Source organism: Sphingobium chungbukense, from assembly GCF_001005725.1.
Lineage (GTDB): Bacteria > Pseudomonadota > Alphaproteobacteria > Sphingomonadales > Sphingomonadaceae > Sphingobium > Sphingobium chungbukense.
Genome location: NZ_LBIC01000009.1, coordinates 91122 through 111247, shown reverse-complemented (window position 1 = coordinate 111247; position 20126 = coordinate 91122). Strand labels below are relative to the sequence as shown.

Annotated in this window: 17 protein-coding genes and 1 pseudogene; 17 read left to right on the top strand and 1 reads right to left on the bottom strand. The window is 60.2% G+C overall.

What is annotated here, in order from left to right; genetic code table 11:
• The 13 genes and pseudogenes from traC (at window position 1) to YP76_RS18385 (ending at window position 15077) form a co-directional block, all read left to right on the top strand.
• On the top strand, window positions 1-2592 hold the full coding sequence (gene traC, locus YP76_RS18445; protein WP_046765073.1) for a type IV secretion system protein TraC: 2592 nt from the start codon (window positions 1-3) through the stop codon (window positions 2590-2592).
• Window positions 2593-2596: 4 nt separating this feature from the next.
• Window positions 2597-2935, top strand: a complete 339-nt coding sequence (locus tag YP76_RS18440; protein WP_046765072.1) for a hypothetical protein — start codon at window positions 2597-2599, stop codon at window positions 2933-2935.
• Complete coding sequence (locus tag YP76_RS18435; RefSeq protein ID WP_046765071.1) at window positions 2928-3626, top strand: TrbI F-type domain-containing protein; 699 nt, start codon at window positions 2928-2930, stop codon at window positions 3624-3626. Before YP76_RS18440 ends, YP76_RS18435 begins: the two co-directional genes overlap by 8 nt.
• Window positions 3607-4134 (top strand): S26 family signal peptidase, encoded by a 528-nt coding sequence (locus YP76_RS18430; RefSeq protein WP_046765070.1) that lies wholly within the window; start codon window positions 3607-3609, stop codon window positions 4132-4134. The genes YP76_RS18435 and YP76_RS18430 overlap by 20 nt, the downstream gene beginning before the upstream one ends.
• Window positions 4131-4787 (top strand): type-F conjugative transfer system protein TraW, encoded by a 657-nt coding sequence (gene traW, locus YP76_RS18425; RefSeq protein WP_046765069.1) that lies wholly within the window; start codon window positions 4131-4133, stop codon window positions 4785-4787. Before YP76_RS18430 ends, traW begins: the two co-directional genes overlap by 4 nt.
• Window positions 4787-5059, top strand: coding sequence for a hypothetical protein (locus tag YP76_RS18420; RefSeq protein ID WP_046765068.1), 273 nt, complete (start codon window positions 4787-4789; stop codon window positions 5057-5059). The genes traW and YP76_RS18420 overlap by 1 nt, the downstream gene beginning before the upstream one ends.
• Entirely contained in the window at window positions 5056-6075 is a 1020-nt protein-coding gene (gene traU, locus YP76_RS18415) for a conjugal transfer pilus assembly protein TraU (RefSeq protein ID WP_046765067.1), read from the top strand. Before YP76_RS18420 ends, traU begins: the two co-directional genes overlap by 4 nt.
• Complete coding sequence (locus YP76_RS18410) at window positions 6060-6335, top strand: hypothetical protein (protein ID WP_046765066.1); 276 nt, start codon at window positions 6060-6062, stop codon at window positions 6333-6335. The genes traU and YP76_RS18410 overlap by 16 nt, the downstream gene beginning before the upstream one ends.
• Complete coding sequence (gene trbC, locus YP76_RS18405; RefSeq protein WP_046765065.1) at window positions 6332-7081, top strand: type-F conjugative transfer system pilin assembly protein TrbC; 750 nt, start codon at window positions 6332-6334, stop codon at window positions 7079-7081. Before YP76_RS18410 ends, trbC begins: the two co-directional genes overlap by 4 nt.
• 1931 nt (window positions 7082-9012) lie before the next feature.
• Window positions 9013-9882, top strand: a pseudogene (locus tag YP76_RS29280) (conjugal transfer protein TraN); the annotation flags it as partial.
• Between the two features lie 120 nt (window positions 9883-10002).
• Window positions 10003-10821, top strand: a complete 819-nt coding sequence (locus YP76_RS18395) for a conjugal transfer protein TraF (protein ID WP_046765064.1) — start codon at window positions 10003-10005, stop codon at window positions 10819-10821.
• A 65-nt stretch (window positions 10822-10886) separates the two neighbouring features.
• Window positions 10887-12287 carry a conjugal transfer protein TraH gene (locus tag YP76_RS18390; protein WP_046765292.1) on the top strand — a complete coding sequence of 467 codons (1401 nt, stop codon included), beginning with the start codon at window positions 10887-10889 and terminating at the stop codon, window positions 12285-12287.
• 15 nt (window positions 12288-12302) lie between these two features.
• Window positions 12303-15077, top strand: a complete 2775-nt coding sequence (locus YP76_RS18385) for a conjugal transfer protein TraG N-terminal domain-containing protein (protein ID WP_046765063.1) — start codon at window positions 12303-12305, stop codon at window positions 15075-15077.
• Window positions 15078-15080: 3 nt separating this feature from the next.
• Here the strand turns inward: YP76_RS18385 and YP76_RS18380 are convergent, their stop codons facing one another.
• Entirely contained in the window at window positions 15081-15275 is a 195-nt protein-coding gene (locus YP76_RS18380; RefSeq protein ID WP_046765062.1) for a hypothetical protein, read from the bottom strand.
• Between the two features lie 681 nt (window positions 15276-15956).
• Here YP76_RS18380 and pseB point away from each other — a divergent pair.
• Genes pseB through YP76_RS18360 form a run of 4 tightly spaced genes read left to right on the top strand, consistent with a single transcriptional unit; the run spans window position 15957 to window position 20121 of the window.
• Window positions 15957-16955, top strand: coding sequence for a UDP-N-acetylglucosamine 4,6-dehydratase (inverting) (pseB, locus tag YP76_RS18375; RefSeq protein ID WP_046765061.1), 999 nt, complete (start codon window positions 15957-15959; stop codon window positions 16953-16955).
• A 3-nt stretch (window positions 16956-16958) separates the two neighbouring features.
• Window positions 16959-18107: a UDP-4-amino-4,6-dideoxy-N-acetyl-beta-L-altrosamine transaminase gene (gene pseC, locus YP76_RS18370; RefSeq protein WP_046765060.1), complete on the top strand. Its 1149-nt coding sequence runs from the start codon at window positions 16959-16961 to the stop codon at window positions 18105-18107.
• Window positions 18104-18808, top strand: coding sequence for a pseudaminic acid cytidylyltransferase (gene pseF / locus YP76_RS18365; RefSeq protein ID WP_046765059.1), 705 nt, complete (start codon window positions 18104-18106; stop codon window positions 18806-18808). The genes pseC and pseF overlap by 4 nt, the downstream gene beginning before the upstream one ends.
• Window positions 18805-20121 carry a hypothetical protein gene (locus YP76_RS18360; protein ID WP_046765058.1) on the top strand — a complete coding sequence of 439 codons (1317 nt, stop codon included), beginning with the start codon at window positions 18805-18807 and terminating at the stop codon, window positions 20119-20121. The genes pseF and YP76_RS18360 overlap by 4 nt, the downstream gene beginning before the upstream one ends.
• Window positions 20122-20126: the final 5 nt, after the last annotated feature.

Sequence of the window (20126 nt, the reverse complement as noted above, 5' to 3'; positions counted from 1 at the left end):
ATGGGTGCGAGCGCGATGTTCGATGGGTTCCTCGGCAGGCTTCTGGGCGATCTGAAGCAGGCTGAGGCGAAGCGGCCGGAGCTTGGCGTGCCGATGCTGGCGCATTGGCTTCCCTATCGCAGCTACGACCCGGCAAGTGGCATTTTCTACAACAGCGCCTCGCGCGGTTTCGTGCTTGAGGCGGCGCCCATGATCGGCGCCGACGAACGCAGCGGCGAAATCCTCGCCCAACTGCTCTCCGAGGCAATTCCTACGCCCGGCTGCCTCCAGATCCACCAGTGGATGAGTCCGCGCGTGAGCGAGCTTCTCTCGCGATGGTATGTGCCGCGTTATCTGGCGCGGGGCATCTATGAGCGCATCGCCAAGCACCGCGTCGCCCACATGACCGATGGTGTCTGGTCCTCGCTATCGGCTGACGCGCCCTTCTCGCTGCGCAACCATCGGGTCGCACTCTCCTATTCGACGCCCGAGAGTTCACGCGTCTCCAATGAGGAGATCATGACGGTGAGGGACGGCCTCATTTCCGCGCTGGCCTCGATCAATGTCGGCGCCCGCGCAATGGACCCGCAGGCGCTTATCGCCTGGATCGATGACATCACCTCGCCGACGACCGCGCCCGGGGACGACGCGGTGAGCTACAGCGCGTTTGACAGCATCGCTGACCAGGCGATCCGCCGCGACATGGAGCTGCGCGTCGAGGCAGGCCGGTTGTTGCTGCGGACCGAGCGTTTCCGACCCACGGGCCGCGAGATCGACGGCACGCCGGAGATTGGCGATATTCATCCCGACCGTTTTGAGATCCGGTCCTTTTCGGTGCGCAATCTTCCCGAGCGCTGGGCGCCCTGGGACATGGCCCGGCTGATAGGCGACATGTTCGCCGACAAGCTGCGCATGCCCTGTCCGGTCTCGACCAATCTTTGCATCGACTTTCCCGATGCGGAGGCCGCGAGCAGCAAGGCGGGCTTCAAATATATGCGAACCACGAGCCTTGCCGACAGCAAATCGGCCCGGTTCCTGCCCCAGCTCAAGGAGCAAAGCCGGGAATGGCGGCATGTAAACGACGAGATGAAGCAGGGGCGCAAGCTCGTGCGTGTCTTCCATTCGGTGACCGCCTTCTCGCCTCTGGGCAAAGGCGATGCCCATGAGCGTGCGCTGAAATCTGTCTACCGGGCCGCGGGCTGGGACCTGCTCGCCGATCGCTATCTCCAGATCATGGGACTGCTCTGCGCCATGCCCATGACCATGGCCAATGGCCTGTCGAAGGACCTGGAGCGCATGAAGCGCATGCGCACCATGCTGACGACAACGGCGGCCAATCTGGCGCCGCTCCAGGGCGAATATCTGGGCGGCCCGATCCCGCATCTGCTGCTGATCGGCCGCCGGGGGCAGCCTTTCTTCTGGAGCCCGTTTGAAAACAGTGCGGGCAACCACAATGTCGCGGTGTTCGGAAAATCAGGCTCGGGCAAGTCCGTGGCGCTCCAGGAGCTGTGTGCCTCGCTGTGCGGCGCGGGGGCCCAGGTCGTGGTGATCGACGACGGGCGCTCCTTCGAGCATTCGGTCAAGCTCCAGGGCGGCGCCTTTGTCGAGTTCACCATGTCCTCGGGTTTCTGCCTCAACCCCTTCAGCATGATCGACGCGGAGCAAGCGGGGCGGGACGAGGATTATCTGCTCGACTGCATGGCGATGCTCAAAGCCATCGTCAATCAGATGGCGCGGCATATCGACAGGCTCAATGACACCGAGCGCGGGCTGATCGACGGCGCGGTCAACCGCGTCTGGGAGGAAAAAGGCCGCGCCGGCTCGATCGACGATGTCATCGCGGCGCTCGAGGAGACCGGCAACCAGATGGCGGCAGACCTCGGGATCGCGATGCTGCCCTTTTCCACGCGAGGCACATATGGGCGATTCTTCAGGGGTGAGGTGTCGTTTGAGCTCTCGGCCGGCCTCACGGTCTTCGAGCTCTCGGATCTCTCCGCGCGCGAGGAACTGCGCAGCGTGGTCCTGACCGCGATCATGTTCCTCTCGCAGCAGATGATGCGCAGGGTCGACCGGGCCGTGCCCAAGGCGCTGCTGCTCGATGAAGCGTGGCAGATGCTGCGCGGTGGAGCTATGGCCGACTTCATCGAGACCTATGCGCGCACCTGCCGCAAATATGGCGCTGCGCTCGTCACGGCGACCCAGTCGTTGAACGATTATTACAAGTCGGCAGGATCGATCGCCGCGCTCGAAAATAGCGACTGGTTCGTGATTCTGCAGCAGAAGGCGGAAACGATCGCAGACTTCAAGAAGCACGACCGTTTCGAGATGGACGATTATACAGACGCTTTGCTGCGCTCGTTGAAACGCAACGGCTTTGAATATTCCGATGTCATGATCAAGGGGCCGGAAACTCTTGCTGTCGGCCGACTGGTCCTTGATCCTTTTTCAGCGGCTCTCTTCTCGTCCAGTCCAGCGACCTTTGCGGCGATCGAGGATCTGGTCGCACGGGGTCTAGGCATGGAACAGGCGATAGAGCGCGTCGCCTTTCCGCAAAATCCTGAAAAATGGTCGAACGATCCGCAAGCGGGCTCGTCTCCCCTGGCCGCGGAGTAGAAGGATGGAATGGCAATCTCCGGAAGGAAGCGTTGCCCGGCATTGGCGCGGCATCGCCTATGTCGGCCTTGAGGCGAGTGGTTTTCTTGTGACGACGCTGCTTCTGAGCTGGGGGGCGTTCGTCCTCTTCCTTTTTCTGTTGGGCGGCTTCTCGCTGGACGGGGTCATGCACCAGCTTGCCAATATGTCGGTCCGCTATGTCGCGGCGGATGCCCAGCGGCTTCGTGGCTTTCGCCACTTTTTGATGATCGCTCATCTGGCCGTGACGCTTGTGATCCTCATCCTCCGGCGGGCGCGCCTGTCGGAGATCCTGCGTGCGGGCAGGAGCATTGGCCATGACTGACCCCGTGCCGAGCCAGGTCGAGCTCGACCTCCCCATGCCCGCGCCACTGCCACCGCCAGCGAGTGCGGGGCGCAGGGCCGCCTTCGCCGGCCTCACCCGCTGGCAGATGCTGGGCGCTGGCCTTGCCCTTCTTCTCCTTGTCTGGGCCATGTGGGTCACAAAATCCCTGCTGGCGCCGCACCGTGACCAGATTGTTTCTGCCCGCCTGTCGACCATCGTTGGCGACTATGTGCAGGCGCAGGCGCGTTCGGCCTCGCCGCCCGAGCGGGTCGAGGCGGAGATGCGCCAGTTCATGGGAGCGCTCGAGCAGGAACTGCAGCGCCGATCGGGAAACGGGCAGATCGTGATGGTCGGGGAGGCGGTCCTCAGCCGAAACGTGCCCGATATTACCGAGAGTCTCAAAAAGGCGGTCTATGGCTCTGGCATCGCCTTTCCCAGGCGAGCGAGCGCGCAGCAGATGGAGCATCTGTCCCGCGGCGCCGAACCCGCCGCGCCGCTGGGCCAGGCTGCAATGGCGGGTGGAGCCGGGACATCGGCGCAGCATGACCCGATGGCGACGGGTGAAGGCCAGGTCCCTGACGCTGGCGGCAGGGCAGGGGAGAGCGCAGCGCTGCCCATGGGGCCTTCCGATCCCGGCGCCGGCGCCTCGGTCGCAACTTTTGGAGGGTTTGATGGCGCAGGCGACAGGTGACGGGACGCGGTGGCCCAGGGGGCGCCGCTGGCTGATGCTCGGAAGCGCGCTTTTCTTCTGTCTTGGCCTCAATGCGCTGCGCGAATGGCGCGCGTCCCATGTCCTGCTCATCAATCTTACCCATTCGCTGCCCAACTGGGCTTTCCTTCTCGAGGAAGGGCGGCGTCCGGCAAGGGGCGATTATGTCTTCTTCATGCCGCCGCAAAATGCGCTGGTGCGAGCCCATTTCGGCGAGGAGCCGCGGCTTTTCGGAAAGCGTGTCCTGGGCATGCCGGGCGACATTGTCGGCCATGCGGGGCGGGTTGTGACGATTAACGGCAAGCCGGTTGCGACCATGAAGCCGCGTACGCGTCTTGGAGAACCGCTGACCCCAGGAAAGACAGGCCCTGTGCCGCAGGGTTGCTATTTTGCGGGGTCAGGCCACAAGGACGGGTTTGACAGCCGCTATGCCGATATCGGTTTCGTGTGCGGGCGGCAGGTCATTGGCACGGGCGTGCCGCTGCTGTGAGGCGGCTCGTTCCCACCACGCTTCTGGCGCTCGCAACTCTGGCGGTTTCGCTCGGCCTTCCCCCCATGGCGGGTGAAGCGAAGGACTATGGTCAGGCGGGGCATGTCTTTCCCGTGATCGAGCCGGATCTGCTGACAATGATCGAAACCCGCCTCAGGCGCGCGGAGGCGAGTGGGGAGCTGGCGCGGATGGAGGCTGCCTTTGCCAGGCGCGTCGAAAGGAAGGTACGCCAGCCCGATCCGGTGGCCGGGATCACGCGGGCGGAGCGATCCAGGAATTGGGATTATGATCCCTCAATCGTGCTGGAGCGGGATATTCGGGACCATGGGGGGCGGCTGATCGCTGCCGCCGGGCAGAAGATCAACCCGCTGGACTTCGTGCGGCCGCGCCAGGAGCTGGTCTTCGTCCATGGGGACGATCCTGCGCAGATGGCCTGGGCCTTGTCGCGCTATGGCGAGGCGCAGGCCAAGATCATCCTCGTGTCGGGTTCGCCGATCGAGGAGATGACGCGCCGGCAGCGCCGCTTCTATTTTGACCAGGCCGGGCGGCTGACGAGCCGGTTCGGAATAAGGCACACGCCCGCTGTCGTGAAGACCGCAGGCAAGGTCATGCGGGTGAGCGAGGTGGTCCTTAAGCAGGGAGGGGCGGGCTGATGCCTCTCTGGCTCGATCTGCTGCGCACGCCCATGGCGGCTCCCGAGACCGTCCCCCTGCGCGCGAAGAGACGGACCTGGCAGCTGCTGTGCCTTTCAACGGCCCTTGCCGTGGGGCTCATCACGCCTTTGCGAGGACTCATCGGTTCAGCCGCGCCACGGATCGCCGCGTTGCTCATCGTCGCGACGCTCCTCCAGAGCCGGCTCTACTGGGGCGCCAAGCGGCGCGCGGACGACAAGGGCCATCCTGGCAACGGGGAGGAGATGGAATGACGCGCCTTCTTCGCGCCGCGGTCCTTGCGTTCTGGGCGATGCTGCTTGGTCTTGCAATAGCGCCAGAGGCGCAAGCTGCGCCGACCTGCAACGGCAAGTTCGTCAATCCCATCACCGATGTCTGCTGGTCGTGCCTTTTCCCGCTGTCGGTGGGCGGCCTCAAGATCTGGCCGGGCAACCGCCCGGATGCTTCCAATCCCGGCTCGCCGATCTGCGCCTGCGCCGATCCTATCCCGCGGGTCGGGATATCGGTCGGCTTCTGGGAGCCGGCGCGCCTTGCCGATGTAACGATGAAGCCCTGGTGCTTCCCCAATCTGGGCGGCGTGAGGATCGCGCCGGGCTTTGACATTGGCCAGGGCTATATGGCCGGCCCCTCCATGGTTGGCGGGCGATCGCAGAGCACGGCAAAATGGCATGTGCACTGGTATGTGTATCCGTTGCTCTACTGGATGGAGCTGCTCACGGACTTCGTCTGCTTCGAGCAGGCGAGCTTCGACATCGCTTATATGACCGAGGTCGATCCGCTCTGGCAGGACGACGCCTTGTCGGGCCTCATCAACCCGGAAGCCATCGTCTTTGCCAATCCCGTCGCGCAGGCAGCGTGCGCGGCCGACTGCGTGAGCGCGACGGCCTCGATGCCGATTGATTCCCTTTTCTGGTGTGCTGGTTGTCAGGGGTCGATGTATCCCATGAACGGCAACATCGCCTCCTCGATCGGCCACGTCCAGTCGTCGCGCCTCGCCCTCTCCCGCTTCGCCTACAAGATGCACCGCCAGGCGCTGGCATGGGGAACGATGGGCGCGAAGGGCCTGTGCGAGAAATATGTCATGCCGATCATGCGCAAGCAGCAATATCGGTTCCAGATGGTGAACCCGATCCCGACGGTCTCGGGGCGCTTTGCCTGTTCGCCGATCGGCGCCTCCACCATGCCTCCCGATGCCGGGCGGGCCTATCCTGCAGGCGGCGAAGACATGGGCTACCTTGTCTGGAGGAAAAGAAATTGCTGCGTGATGTGAGCGAAGAAGTTCCGGGCGGCGAATCCTGTCCGCGGTGTGGCCGATGCTTGAATCCGGGCGAAGGAGGGCGGCCCTGGCGCGCGCGCGTCCAGGACTATGTTGTCAGCGCGGCGCAGATCGTCATGGCAGCCATCATCGGCCTTCTGTCTGTCGTTGGCGCGATCACGCTCCTGCTGGCCCTTGAGGTGCGCGGGGTCGAACCCGGGCCCGGCCAGGAAAGGCTCCAGCTGAAGACGCAATATCGGGCGATGCGACCATGAAGACATGCTGGTTTCGTACGGGCGCGGCTGCGGTGCTGGGGATGGCCGGGATCTCCGCGCTTCTCGCACAGTCGGTCGAGGGCCTTGACGTCCAGGAGATCAAGGCGCGGGCCGCCGGGTTCCAGAAAGAAGCGGAAGCCTTTGCCAGTCATGTCAAGGATCGGGGCGACAGTTTCCGCAAAGAGGCGGCCGGCGTCCAAAAGGGCGGCATTCAGGCCATGCGCGAGATGGCTGCAGGTGCGTTGCCGCCTGGGCTTGAGGGAGCGGTCGACTTCGATGAGATTGTGGCAGGGGCGGCCGCCAATCTCGATCGCAAGGCTGGCGAGGCGCCACAGTTCATCGCCTTTGCGAGCTTCTCCATGCCGCCGGCTTCCCTGAAGCAAATGGTACGGGACACGGCCAAGGCGGGCGGGCTGGTCGTCTTCCGAGGCTTCCCCGATAACAGCATGAAGGCCTTTTCCGCGCGACTGGGCAAGATCGTGGACGAGCAGGATCTGCCCAATATCGGCATAGATCCGCGCCTTTTCCGCGCGTTCGACGTGCAGGCGGTGCCGACCTATGTGGCGGTCTCGTCGGACTTTGACCCCTGCTCGGGCTTCGATTGCCGCACCAACGTGCCGCCTCATGACCGCATAACCGGCAATGTGACGGTGCATTATGCGCTGAGCAGCTTTTCAGAGGGTAACGGGCCGGGCGCGCGGATCGCCGCGATCGCTCTCTCCAGCCTCACGGCCAACCGCCCATGAGGCTGCGACGCTTTCTCCTCGCGCTGGCTCTCCTTGGCACTCCTCATCCCGCGCCGGCCCAGATGACGGTCAACCAGGCGCGGGAGGAAGGGAAGGCGCTCGGCAATGCGATGCGGAGCGATGATGCCTGGATACCCCGGAATGATGCGCAGGCGGCGATCGTGCCCGGTTACCAGGGAACGGACCTCCCGCAGGCAGATTATTTCGGCGATCCCGACAGGCTCGTGAACGACAGCAACGCGCTCAAGGGATCGAGCGACATCTACAGGATCGCGACCGACGCCGATAAGGTGCGGCCGACCTTCAGCAATGAGGAGCTGGAGGATGTGACAGCGCGCGCGAGGCAGATCGAAAGCGACCCGACCGAACATCTTGGCGGCGAGCAGATCGGCGGATCTTCGAGAGAATGCACGCCGCTGCCGGCGCAAGAGCAGCAGGTCTTCCATGATGCGACCTGCGACATGGGGGTCGTCGTCACATCCGTTCCGAGCGAGACGGTCTATTCCTGTCCCGCCGGCTGGACGCTTGATGGCACGAGCTGTTCCATGACTGAGGTCATCCAGGCCAGCATCAGCTATAGTTGCGACGCGGGATGGACCCTCGACGGTTCGCGATGCGCGCAGACCGAGCCCGCCAGTGTCAGCGCCTATAGCTGCCCTGGGGGATGGACGCTCAATGGCAGCCGGTGCAGCCAAACTGTCAGCCAGGGTGCCGACCAGACCGGCTATAGCTGCCCGAATGGATATAATCTGGCGGGTTCGGTCTGCCAGACCATTGTTACCATCGGGGCGACTCCGGTCTATTCCTGCCCGAGCGATTATTCGCTTTCAGGCACGACCTGCGTGCGCAACTTCAGCTACGCCGCCACCGCGACCTATAGTTGCGATCCCGGATGGACCCTGGGTGGAACGACCTGCACACGCCAACTGTCGCAGCCTGCCACGGAGAGTTATTCCTGTCCGCCCGGATACAGCCTTGAGAACGGCAATTGTTCGCAGAGCGCCAATTATCAGGCGACGGCCACCTATAGCTGTCCAAGCGGCGGCACGGTGCAGGGCGACAAATGCGTCACGACCAGTACAACATCGGCGACGCCTGCCTATGCCTGCCCCTATTATTACTACAATCCCAGCGGCTTTTCCGGCGGTCCGCACTGCGTCATGCGCAAGGCGGAATTTGCGAGCAGGAAATGCGCTCCGACGGGCACCAATCCTGGCAGCATAGAATTTCTTCGGGAGGAGAAGAAATACGGTGATCGCTGGTGCCTCTATAAGCCGCTGACGACCTATACCTGCCCGAGCGCCTTCTGGAATTTCGATCCCGCCTATAACCAGTGCGTGTCGAACGTCGTCCAGAATGGCGTCGTCACCTACACCTGTCCGCAAGGCGGCAGTTTGCAGAGAACGACCTGCTATCGCACCAATGTGACGGGCGCGTCTGTCACCTATGTCTGCCCTGCTGGCTATGCCTTGTCCGGCCGGACGTGCGTCAGGTCCGAATATAAACAGGCCAATGTCCAATATAGCTGTCCCGGCAGCGGAAGCCTTTCAGGGACGACCTGCACGGTGAATGAACAGATCGCCGCTTCGGTGAGCTACGCCTGTCCGTCCGGTTACGCGCTCAATGGCACCAGCTGTGCGCGAACCGACACGTTGCCCGGCATGCCCGTCTATTCCTGCCCGACCGGTTATTTGCTGAGCGGCACAAGCTGTACCCGGACCGAAGACCAGGCGGCGACGCCGATCTACAGCTGCCCGACTGGCTTTGTGCTATCGGGTACGCAATGTACGGCCAGCGTCGCGGCGCAACCCATTTATTATTGCCCGGCAAATTTCACCTTGTCGGACCAGACATGCTCGCAAGCCCATAGCCAGGCAGCCGCCTCGCATCAGCAGTGTCCGGCAGGCGCCATCGCAAGTCCGGACGGTGGTTGTCATACCGAAGACCCGCAGAATGATTGCGGCGAGCTGCAGGGCAATCCGCAATGCAGCTGGCAATATGACAATTGTCTGGACGAGGAACGCTCGGGCGAGGGCTGCCGGATGATGGAGAAAGTCTATCGCTGCCCCGTGCCGGGCGGCAAGGCAGAGCAGCCGCCCAGCTATGTTTGTGGCGATGACGTCTATTGTATCAACGGCGATTGCGAGGCGATCACACGAGAAGCGTCCGACGAATTCAAGGATGCGCTTGTTGCCCTCAAGGCCATCGACACGGCCGGCAAGGATTTCGATCCCGATGACATGCATGTGTTTCCTGGCGCCCGCGACACCTGTCACAAGCCGATCTTCGGCGTAGTGAACTGCTGTGCAGGCAAGGTCTCCGGGCTGCTGCCGCTCGGGATCGGCGGCGCGGCGCTCTCCGGGGCGATCAGCGGCAATGACGCGGTGCTGGCCGGCGTCGCGACGCAGTTCCTCACCACCTTCATGTGTTCAACCGAGGAGAAGATGCTCGATGTGAAGGACCGCATGGGCTTTTGCACCTTTGTCGGAAGCTATTGTTCGTCAAGCGTGCTGGGCGTCTGCACGACGAAGCGGAAAACCTATTGCTGCTTTGAGAGCAAACTCTCGCGCATCCTTCAGGAGCAGGGGCGGCCCCAGATCGGCAAGCCCTTCGGGAAGCCGAAGAACGAGCAGTGCGAGGGCTTCACCGTCGATGAGTTCGCGCGTCTGGATCTCTCGAAAATGGATTTCACCGACGTCTATTCAGATTTCATGGACGCCGCGCGCATGCCCGATGAAGCCCAGACGATGAGCGACATCCAGCAGAAGATCCAGGATTATTATGAATTGCACGGCCAGTGACATGCCATCCAGGCAGCCCACGACCAGGCGATGCGGAAGGAAGCGGCCGCAGTGCCTGAAATCAGGCCTGCCGCCGGCTTGCCGACCTGCTGGCGGCGAAATGAGCGGGGAGGTGGCGCTATGAAGCGAATTGCCAGGTACCTGGCGCTGTTGCTGGTCCTGACGGGGGGAGCCGGACCTGCACAGACGCAGGGACAGGAGATGTCGGGCACGCAAGTGGACGAGCGGGGCGAGGCGCGCGACTTTTATTGCGGGGAGCGCCAGCTCGGCCAGTGGTTCTATTGCCGCAAGCCTCAAGAGCACAAGACGCCGGCACGGAAGGGGCCGCCGGCCAGCGCGGCCGATCGCGTGGCGGCTATCAAGCGCGATCTCGACGAACTCAAGGCAAGGGCCATTCTTGAGCCGAGCGAAGAGAATGTGATCGCCTATGTGCGCTTCCAACGCGAACAGCTCGACCGTGCATCCACTTTCTCGGATACATGGCAGCGCGCCCTTTGGCAGCACCCCGAGCTTGACTATACTCTTCAGCGCCCGGTCAACACCGTGGGGAAGCGCGCCTGGCTCGACAATCGCAAGGCCGATCGCGATGCTGTGCTCAGAAGCCTTGGGCAGCGCTATGGCCTTTTCTATTTCTATGCCCAGAACTGCGGCGCCTGCGACATTTTCGGACCGATCCTGCGCTCGGTTGCTGACAGTCACGAGATGACGGTGATGGCGATCTCCATGGATGGCGGTCCTACACGGGATTTCCCCGACTATGTCGTCGATGCGGGGCAACGCCAGCGGATGGGCGTGCCTGGCAACGAGACGCCGGCGTTGGTGCTGTTCGACACTGTTACAAGACGCACCATCCCCGTCGGTTTCGGCATCCTGTCGGCCGACGAGATCATGGACCGCATCTTCATGCTCACCAACATCAAGACAGGGAGCGATTTCTGATGGCGAAGGGCAAAAGGTCCAGGGGGATCGGCCGCTTCCTGAAAGGGGCCGGGTCGGTGGTCGCGATGACGGCCGCCGTTCATTTTGCCGTGATCGGCGTAGCAGACGCCAATGTGGCCTCGGAAATGAACAATTTCTTCAGCGAAGCGGGCGGGGCGGCGAATGTGACGGGGCCCTCGGCCTTTCAGGGCCAGTCAGCGGGCTATTATTCGCTGGGCAATGTTTGGACGCGTTTTCCCCAGAAAAGCGTCGCTCCTTTCAATCTCCAGCTCCCTTCCGCCCGTGCGGGATGTGGTGGCATCGATCTCTTCAGCGGCAGTTTCTCGTTCATCAACGCGTCCGAGATCGTGGCGATGCTGAAGGCTACGGCCAACAATGCCCTGGGGTTCGCCTTCAAGCTCGCGATCGATTCCGTTTCCCCGGAAATTGGCAAGGTCATGGACGAGTTCAGCCAGAAGGCGCAGCTCCTCAATCAGATGAACATTTCGAGTTGCGAGACGGCGCAGGCGCTTGTGGGCGGCATCTGGCCCACGATGGACACCACGCGCGCCACGATATGCGAGGCGATCGGCAACTCCCAAGGTGTCTTCTCCGACTGGGCGGCCTCGCGCCAGGGCTGCAACAATGGCGGCAGCCGCGACAGCACGATCGCGGCCAACGCGGACATGGCGATGAGGGATCATCTGGTCGGAGAAAGCCATAACTACACCTGGGAGGCGCTCAAGAAATCGGCAAAGTTTGGGGCGTTTGATCAGGATTTCTCCGAATATGTGATGACGCTGGTGGGCACCATCGTCACCCGTCCTGCGACCGACCCGGCCGTTGGTGGGGAGGTCGTCATTTACGGACCTGCGGAGGAAGCGGTCGTGACGGCGCTGCTCGACGGCACGGACAATGCGCCTGCGGTCAAGGTGCTCACCTGCAATGACAGCAATTGCTACGATGTAGGCGAGGCGACGCTCACCATTCCTTCTTCCGCGGCTCTTCGTCCCCGGATCAGACAGATGATCAGCGACATGAGCGTCAAGGCGCGCACGAACGGGACGCTGACGGCTGCGGAAAGACAATTGCTCAATATAGCGACAATTCCGCTCTACAAGATCGTGACCGTGCAGGCGCTGGCCCATAATGCGCTCACGAATGGAGAAATCGAGGCGCTCTCCGAGATCGTGGCGGTCGATATACTGAATGCGATGCTCGACAATATGCTTGACCGGGTCGAGCAGGCGAAGGTCCATTACCAGACCGCCGACCAGGCGACAGCCGAGCAGTGGAAGGCACAGATCGCGGCCACGCGGCAGAAATTCGTGAGCCGGGAAGTCAAGCTCAGCAACAAGCTCCAGTTGACCTACCAGGTCATTGATCGAAGCCTTTTCCTGGAATCGACTTTGCAGAACATGATGTCGCCCGGCATGTCGGCGGCGCTGGGCTTTTCACGCGGCCTGAGCGCCCAGGGGCTTCAATAAAGAGAGGCAAGCGCCATGCTGGAGGTCTTCACGATTGGCGGCGGCGACTATCTCGTCAACACCTTCAATGCCGTGGCGGCCTGGACGGGAGGCGGGGGCTACCGCTCCATGATCCGCGTGGTCATGGTGATGGGCCTCATCTACTCGCTGCTGGCGCTCGCCTTTACCCTCAATGTGAGAGCAGGCGTCAACTGGTTCCTTCAGTCGACGGCCATCTACATGTGCCTCATGGTTCCAACGGTGGACGTCAAGGTCACCGATCGGATCAATCCAGGCCTTGCCCCCGCCACGATCGCCAATGTGCCGCTGGGGCTCGGCGTTCTTGCGGGCTTCACGACGCAGGTCGGGGATTATCTCACCCGTACCGCCGAGACGGTGTTCGTGATGCCCGATGAACTCGATTACAGCAGCAACGGTCTCATTTACGGCGCGCGTCTTTTCGACGCCACGCGCCATTTCACCATTCGCGATGCGGAATTTTCCGCCAATCTCGATCAGTATATGAAGCAGTGCGTCTTTGGCGACATCATGCTGTATCGCAAATCGCTGACCGATTTGGCGAACGCCACCGATTTATGGAGCGCAATCGCCTCGGATACGCAATCGCGTTCGCAGGAGTGGCTGGAACGCAGCGGCGGCACGGCCACGCCTTATATCGTCACATGTGCCCAGGCCTATGAGATGCTGGACGCCCAATGGGCATCGATGATCGAGGCCAATTCGAAGATATGGGGGATGGAAGTCTATCCCCGGCTCAGCGAAACGCTGGCGCAGGCGAAGCTGCGTCATGACGTGCCGATCGTCAACCAGGCCTTCACGCAGGCGAGTGGAGGCTTTGCCGAGACGATGCGCCAGAACAGCGCAATCCACGCCTTCATGCAGGCGCGCCACAATATGAGCGGCAGCGCGATCGACGCCTTCGCGCAGACCCGGGCGGACATCCAGGCCCGCAACACCTATAACAGCATCGCGCAGCAGGCGATGACCTGGGTTCCGATCCTCAATGTCGTGCTGACGGTCGTCTTCTTCGCGATGTTTCCGGTCCTGTTTCCGCTGTTCCTCATGCCGCAGACCGGGGTGACAGCGCTCAAGGGCTATGCGACCGGATTCTTCTACCTTGCGGCCTGGGGGCCGCTCTATGTGATCCTTCACATGATCTGCATGACCCGCGCGCAAAACGCGGCGACCGCAGCGGCGGGGGGCGGGCTCACCCTTGGATCCTTCGAGGGCATTGGCGCTGTCAATGCAGAGACAGCGACGATCGCAGGTTTCATGCTGATGAGCGTCCCCTTCCTCGCCGCTGGTCTGGCGCGCGGCGCCATGTCGATCGCGGGGCAGTCGATGTCGATGCTGGCCCCAGCCCAGAATGCTGCTGAAGCGGCAGCCGTTGAACAGAGCACGGGCAATTATTCCTATGGAAATGTGAGCTGGGCGAACCAGACCTCGAATATGCGCCAGAGCGATCAATGGAATAGCGCGCCGAACTTCCAGGCGGGAGCGTCGGCCTTTAGCGCGCGACAGGATAATGGCGCGACCGTCGCAAGCTTCGGCAACGGGCAGGAGGTCATCGATACGAGCCAGGCCATTTCACGGCTAGGCTTCACCCCGACGGCAAGCACAGGCTTCGTGTCCGAACTGCGCGAGCAAGCCCATGAAGCACACCGCCAGGCGCAGGCCTACAGGGCAGCTGCGAACGATATTCTCACCAGCACGCAGACGGACCGAAGCGCATCCAGTGTGTCCAGCGAACGCTCTTCCGGCTGGGATAGCAGCAAAGGGCGCAGCTCCAACACCTCAATGGAGGAATTTGACCGCAGCACAGGCAGCAGCTCTTCGGGCTTTGATCAACGATCCTCGACCACATTGAACCAGTCTGAAAGTCGTGGGCGTGATTGGTCCATATCTTGGATTGAACAGACCGGTGGCAGCTTGGGCGGTCAGCTTGGTTTAGGCGGAAAGGGTGGCCATTCCGGCGTTGGCTCAAACCTCAGCGGGAGTGTTGGGTTTACCGGGAACCAGCAGGACAACTTGAACCAAGGATTCAAGGAAATTCGAGGTAGCGATGAATCCAGTAGTTCCTTCAACGGCGTACGCGACGAACATTCGACTGGAAACAATGTGTCTTTATCGGCCGGCACTTATGATAGGGGTGGGACATTCAGCCGTGCTTCAACCATGACTTCCTCCTCTCAGGGCCAGGAGGATGCCTTGTCGCGTGCTCGCTCCTACCATGAATCGGCTGAGAAGCTGGACGAACTATCCCAGCAGCTTTCACGGGATGCGAGCTATGCTGAGACGCATGGTATGCAGCTCAGTGAAAATCTCAGCCAGGACCTGGCGCGGTGGTATCGCAACGAGCAGTTCAACAATCCGGGGCTCGATGCGCCAGAATTGTGGGCAACGGATCTCACCGACCATCAGTACATGGTGCGTGAGAGGATGATAGATCGTTGGATGGGTGAGAAGCAAGAATCGATCCGCATCACGGTCCAGGACCGCCTTCACGAATCCGAGATGGGCACTGTGCCTCACCGCGCCATCGGCGGCTATAACGATGTTCGTGGGAGCTACGTCCTTCGGGAGTTGGACGGTTTGCCGACAGGACCTGACATGGGACACGCCGAGGCAGTGCCTGCCTTAATCGAGCAAGGAAAGAGGTCCTATGCTGCGGACAAGACGGTCGCCCAGGCGGGGCATGCTGGCCATGTTAGGGCGGGCGCCGATGTTCAAAGAAGCGTAAGCCAGGAAACAAGTCGGGAATTCTTCCAGTCCCGTCCCCCGCATGAATGAGCATCACCTTGCAGAACAGAAATAAAGCAGCAAGCCAAGGAGCAAAACGACGTTGATCACACGGCCGATCTGCACACCCGGCGTAGGGCGGAGAGCATCATCCTGCTCCGTGCCGTAGCTAATGGCCGGATCGAGCAGCTTGATGATAGGCTGACCAGAATTATGCCGGGTAGTTAAGTAAGTGTTCCAGTCCATCATGGCTCAACCCTTCGGACGTTCATTTGTACAGCGCTTAAGGTTCGTTCGCGATGTGGGCTAAGTCAAGTTCCGATGGTGGGGAGAGCCTAAACACGCAATGCACCCCGATCAAAAATTCACGCTGCCCGCCCCGCTGGATCAAACGTATCAAGATGATACCCCTTTTCAAATTCGAGGCAATCGTTTACGCGGCCAAGCATTGGTGAAGGGATATTGCCTGCACCCAATAGAACGGAAGGCGTATTCACCTGCCGTGCGGTAGCTTTGGCACTGAATCGGATTAGCCGGGGAACATCGAATGCTCTAGATCATACCGCACTCGGATTTCGGTATGGCCAAAGCTGCCGTGAAGTCGGCAGGCAAACAGTCGCGCGATGTCTTCTGTTGTTGAATGAAGGCAGCTCTGATCGCGGCGAATTAGCATCTGAGTTTTCTTCACGCTCGTCCCGGGCCTGCGGGATGCGTTTATGCACCTGACTAGTTGCCTCACGCATTAGAAGATAATTTTCCTTATAGGTCCCATCCTAAGATTTTATGCATTGAAATCTTGTAGAATTTGGATGTGACGAGCGAGCGGCATTGTTAAAATAAATGAGCTTTTTTCGATTCACCAACCAACATCACTAAATATCAATGATAACCTTTAGTGGATTGTCCGATACATCTTCTCATGGAGAATTAATGCTCAACAATTCAACAATTTTGGTTACCGGAGGAACAGGTTCGTTCGGGAATACCTTCGTGCCGATGACATTGGCCAAATATACTCCGAAAAAGGTTATCATCTATTCGCGAGATGAGATGAAGCAGTGGGAGATGGCCAAGAAGTTCCAAGATGACCCCCGTGTACGCTTCTTTATCGGTGATGTCAGAGATCGTGAGCGCTTGCATCGCGCCCTCGATGGGGTTGATTATGTCGTTCATGCTGCGGCGACGAAGATCGTGCCTACTGCCGAATATAATCCATTCGAGTGCGTGAAGACTAACGTGAGCGGAGCAATGCATCTAATCGATGCGTGCATCGACAAGAAGGTGCGGCGCATCGTGGCGTTGTCTACCGACAAGGCCAGTAGTCCAGTCAATCTCTACGGTGCAACCAAGCTTGCATCCGACAAACTGTTCGTTGCCGGCAATTCCTATGCCGGCAATCAGGATACGCGCTTTGCGGTTGTGCGATATGGTAACGTCATGGGTTCACGCGGCTCCGTGATACCTTTCTTCATGTCGATCCGCGACAAGGGTGTGCTGCCAATTACAGACGATCGCATGACGCGGTTCATGATTTCTCTAGAGCAGGGTGTGGAACTGGTCTGGCACGCCTTCACCGACATGGAGGGTGGCGAAGTTTACGTAAAGAAGATCCCATCAATGAAAGTGACGGATCTGGGGCGCGTAGTTGCTCCAGAGGCACGTCAGGAGGTTGTCGGCATTCGGCCTGGTGAGAAGCTGCACGAGCAGATGATCAGCACTGAGGATGCATATTACACATATGAATATCCGGAGCATTTCAAGATCCTGCCAGCCATCCATGACTGGGACAAGGACCATGCGCGGATCAAGGATGGCAAGCGCGTGCCGGAGGGCTTCAGCTACACGAGCGACAACAACAGCGAATGGATGGCGCCGGAAACCTTACGCCGCTGGATTGAGGAAAATCGCCAGAAGATCGGGAGCATCTGATTGATGATCCCCTATGGACGTCAGGATATCAGCCAGGAGGACATCGATGCTGTCATCGGCGTCCTGCAATCTGATTTCCTTACACAGGGTCCAATGGTCCCGCGGTTCGAGGCAGCAGTAGCTGCGCACGTCGGCGCTGCCCATGGCGTTGCTGTCAACAGCGCCACCTCGGCGCTGCATATCGCCTGCTTGGCACTTGATTTGGGGCCGGGAGATCGGCTGTGGACGACCCCGATCACCTTCGTCGCATCAGCGAACTGCGGACTCTATTGCGGCGCTGAGGTTGACTTTGTCGACATAGACCCAAGAACATGGAACATGTGCCCTAGAGCGCTGGAACGAAAGCTGGTTGCAGCGGAAACCCAGGGAAGACTTCCCAAAGTGGTTGTGCCAGTCCACCTGGCGGGCCAACCATGCGACATGGCGGCGATCCACGCATTGGGTCAGCGTTTCGGCTTTCGCATCATTGAGGACGCCTCGCATGCGATCGGCGGTCGGTATCGCGGCGAGTTTATTGGCAACGGGCGCTATAGCGATATCACCGTGTTCAGCTTCCATCCGGTCAAGATAGTGACCACGGCGGAAGGTGGTATGGCGCTTACGAACGACGCGGTGCTTGCTTCACGCATGGAGCTTCTTCGGAGTCATGGGGTCACCCGTGATCCGGATCAAATGACTCACACGCCGGATGGTCCTTGGTACTATCAGCAGGTCGCGCTGGGCTTCAACTATCGTATGACTGAGTTGCAGGCGGCGCTCGGCATCAGCCAGATGAAGCGTCTGGAGGCTTTCGTTGCGCGTCGCCACGAGTTGGCCCGTCGCTATGACAAGTTGCTGGCTGGCCTTCCTATTACACTGCCATGGCAGCATCCCGATAGCTATTCGGGTCTGCATCTCTATGTCATCCGCGTGCCCGTCGCCCGCCGTCGTTCCGTATTCGAAGCAATGCGGGCGGCTGGCATTGGCGTGAATTTACACTACATCCCTATCCACACCCAACCCTATTATCAGGCAATGGGCTTCCGTCCGGGCGACTTCCCCGAAGCCGAACGATATTACGCGGAAGCTATCAGTCTCCCAATGTACCATGTCATGACGGACGCGCAGCAAGACAGGGTGGTTGCTACGCTCATGATGGCGTTGGAGCAATGACACTTTGTGTCATTCCTGCCCGCGGCGGATCGAAAAGAATTCCCCGTAAAAACATTCGCACCTTCCTTGGAAAGCCGATGATTGCTTGGTCAATTTCAGCTGCCATCGAAGCACAGTGCTTCGATCGGATCGTCGTCTCAACAGACGATGCCGAAATTGCTGAATTGGCCGCGCAGATGGGTGTCGAGGTACCGTTCCTACGTTGTGCAGAGCTGTCGGATGATAAGACGCCAACCGCGCGTGTAATTGCCGATGCTGCCACTCGGCTCGCCATACCCCCCGCGACGCCGGTGTGCTGTCTATATGCCACAGCTCCCTTCGTGCAGGGAAGCGACCTTGCTGAGGGGCTTGCAACTCTTGAGCGAGAGGAAGCCCGGTTTGTCGTTGCCGTGACGACCTTTCCGTTCCCGATCCAGCGCGCGCTCCGGCGTTCTCCGCAAGGCGCGATCGAGATGATAAAGCAAGAACACATGCTCACACGATCTCAGGACCTTGAGGAAACTTGGCACGATGCCGGTCAGTTCTATTGGGCAAAGGCAGGCGATTGGGCGAATTCCGGCGCAGGCGTTCTTGCCCAAGGTGCTTACGGCACCGTCATCGAGCGTCACCGGGTTCAGGACATTGACACCGAAGAAGATTGGGTGCGGGCCGAATTGCTGATGTCCGTCCTAAACGCAAGCATGGGCAGGAAAGGGGCGTGAGCCGGATCTGTTTCATCGAAAATCGCGGCAAGACCGTGTTTTGGGAAGCGGTAGCCGGCGAACTGGGCAAACGCGGCCATGCCATCGGCTGGATCGTCCAAAATCATGCATTCAAACCGCGTGCAAGTCGCTCGAAATCCGATGCGGTTGTGGTGATACCTTACCCGCGCAAGGCTGAATTGCGGGCACCGAAGGCCGAGCTCAATGCTGCGCTTGCAGCCGACCGCGGCAGATCGCATTTCGGAAATGGCGATAGGCACTACACCTATTACGAAGCTAGGATCGAAGCCGCGCTGGATGCATTAATGCCCGATGTGGTAATCGGTGAATCAACTCTGTTCCATGAGCAGTTGGTGATCCGTGCCTGCAAGCGCCGCGGACTTCGTTATCTTCATCCTAGCATGACCCGTTATCCGGCCGATCGTTTGATGATTCTTCAGGATGACACCCAAAATCCTCTCGGTGGGAGTGGTGAAGTATGGAGTCTGGATAAAATCGACCAGCACGTACGGTCAATATCGACGGGACAAACCATTCCGACATATATGCGCAAACCTGATCGGCTGCAGAAGGTGCGCAAGGCAGTCTCATCAGCGCGGACTTGGACGGCCCGGTTGGGCGGAGAACGCTATAACACGCCTTCGCTTGCGCATAAGTTGTTGCTAAACCGCAAGGTAAGTGCGAGGCTTAAGGCATGGAATGAGTTAGCGCGACCGGTGCCGTCCGGCCAGCGGGCGCTGCTTTACCCCTTGCAAATGCAGCCTGAGGCAAACCTTGATATATGGGGGTATCCTTATGCCGATCAGGTCGCCACGCTTGAAGCGATCATGCGGGCTGCGCCAAAAGACGTCGTAGTCGCGGTCAAATTGAACCCCAAGGCCAAATATGAAGTGTCAGAAGAGCTCATAAAATTGGCTCGGCGTCAGCGGCGGCTGGTGCTGCTGCCGATGACGATGAATATGGCCGAGGCGCAGAGCCAAACTATCGGGACGATGACCGTGACCGGGACGGTGGGCCTGGAAGCCGTGTTCGGTAAGGGACGCTGCATTTCGCTCAGACATCCGATAATTGCTGCCAAACTCCCAGCATTTCACGGTCGGACCATTGAGGATGCGGTGCGGCTGCTCCTTGAGGAATCGCAGTCAGGTGTGGGCGACGAAGGCACAGGACGCTGGTTGCTGGAGCATTTTGTTCGAGTTTCCTATCCCGGCATTGTGAATGAGCCGTTGTTTGATAGCCGAGCCATGAAGCTAGAGAACATCGCCTGTGTCGCTGACGCGATTGAAGCTACAATCACGACATACACATATTAGGTGTC